Origin of the sequence: Streptomyces sp. (assembly GCF_031181555.1) — a bacterium.
Lineage (GTDB): Bacteria > Actinomycetota > Actinomycetes > Streptomycetales > Streptomycetaceae > Streptomyces > Streptomyces fimbriatus.
This window is the reverse complement of record NZ_JAPSKQ010000290.1, coordinates 1-1,160: the sequence shown is the minus strand read 5'-3', so window position 1 is coordinate 1,160 and position 1,160 is coordinate 1. Positions and strand designations below refer to the sequence as shown.

Annotated in this window: 2 protein-coding genes; one reads left to right on the top strand and one right to left on the bottom strand. The window is 74.9% G+C overall.

All coding sequences use genetic code 11. From position 1 onward, the window contains the following. Window positions 1–409: NAD(P)-binding protein (locus RIM90_RS30825; protein ID WP_309064034.1), on the bottom strand; the 409-nt coding region annotated here is incomplete at its 3' end. Window positions 410–608: 199 nt separating this feature from the next. Here RIM90_RS30825 and RIM90_RS30820 point away from each other — a divergent pair. After that, complete coding sequence (locus RIM90_RS30820) at window positions 609–1,076, top strand: DUF6214 family protein (RefSeq protein WP_309064033.1); 468 nt, start codon at window positions 609–611, stop codon at window positions 1,074–1,076. Window positions 1,077–1,160 lie beyond the last annotated feature (84 nt).

Here is a 1,160-nt window from a genome sequence, read left to right as displayed (position 1 = left end):
CCGAGAGCCCGGGGGAGTCCGGATGCGCGCTGTACCAGGACACGAACTCGGTCGCCGACCAGCTGCCCGGCAGGTCCTCACCCGGGATGCCCAGCCGCCGGTCCGCGGCGGCGCCCACGCAGTACACCACCGCGTGGTACAGCTCCCGCAGCCGGGCGACCGGCACTCCTCCCGAGCCGACCGGCACCCCGCCGAGGAAGCGCACCCGCTCGTGCTCCAGGACCGTGCGGAGGTTGTTCTGCAGGGACTTGATCTTCTCGTGGTCCGGTGCCACGCCGTAGCGGACCAGGCCGTAGGGGCAGGGCAGCCGGTCCAGGACGTCGACGCGTACCCGGGGGTCCTGCTGGACGAGGCTCTGGGCGGTGTAGCACCCGCTCGGGCCGGAACCGATGACGGCGACACGCAGCACGGCCGAACTCCTCACCCCGGAGACCGACGGGAGACCGCTGACGCCTCCAGCATCGCACCGTCGGCGCTCCGCTGACAGGGTGCCGTCCGCCGTGCGGGTGCGTGTTCCACGAGAAGGAAAGTGATCACATGGTTACGGTGCGTGCGTGCCCGAGGAGTCTTTTCTTCAGCTTTCCGATCGCTCTGTGACGGAGGGCGCGGTGTCCGTGTGGCCCGCGTGGGAGGTACGGGAGGGGGAGCGTGCGACGCGGTGGCTCCATGTGCGGCTGGCCTTCGGTGACGGGGCCCGGATCGATGCGCTCGCGACGGTGTCCGAGGGGTGCGTGTGCGTCGAGGACGTGCGGGCCCGGCCCGCGCTGGCCCTGGAGGACCTGGCGGTGTTCGCCGACTGGATCGAGGGACCGCTGGCGCGGGCGTGCGGCGCCGGGACCGGGCCGGCCGGCGGGGACGGTGCCGGCACCGGAGCGCACCGTGGCCGGGCCGAGCGGCCACGGGGGCCGGAGGGGTGGCGGCTGGTGGCCTGGGAGTACCGGGCGGCCCAGGAACGGGGTGCCGACCCGGTCCTCGCCGTGATGAGCGCGACCGGACACAGCCGGCGCGGGGCGCTCCGGCTGATCGGCCGGGCACGCGACGCGGGCCTGCTGTCCCCGCGCCACGCCCGGCGGTGAACGGTGAACGGTGAGCGGACCGGCCGGGAGCCGGGCGCCACGTCCGCCGTGGACGGGCCCGGTGGGGCGCCGCCACCCGGCCCC